Source organism: Hymenobacter coccineus, assembly GCF_001816125.1.
Taxonomy (GTDB): domain Bacteria; phylum Bacteroidota; class Bacteroidia; order Cytophagales; family Hymenobacteraceae; genus Hymenobacter; species Hymenobacter coccineus.
Genome location: NZ_MDZA01000350.1, coordinates 1 through 237, shown reverse-complemented (window position 1 = coordinate 237; position 237 = coordinate 1). Strand labels below are relative to the sequence as shown.

The window sequence follows — 237 nt, the reverse complement described above, 5'->3', positions numbered from 1 at the left end:
CCGTGGGCCATGGACGGGCACACCACCCGCAGCACGTGCACCGGCTCGTCGTCGGGCAGGGGCACGCTCAGGAGCTGGCGCTCGCCGCCGGCGTCGCGGCGGCAGGTGCGCACGTGGGGCGGCACGCGCAGCAGGTACCCGTGGGCCATGGACGGGCACACCACCCGCAGCACGTGCACCGGCTCGTCGTCGGGCAGGGGCACGCTCAGGAGCTGGCGCTCGCCGCCGGCGTCGCGG

At 77.6% G+C, this 237-nt stretch carries 1 protein-coding gene; it reads right to left on the bottom strand.

From position 1 onward, the window contains the following. The coding region (locus BEN49_RS28235) for a hypothetical protein (RefSeq protein WP_204376148.1) at nucleotides 1-237 on the bottom strand (237 nt) is incomplete at both ends.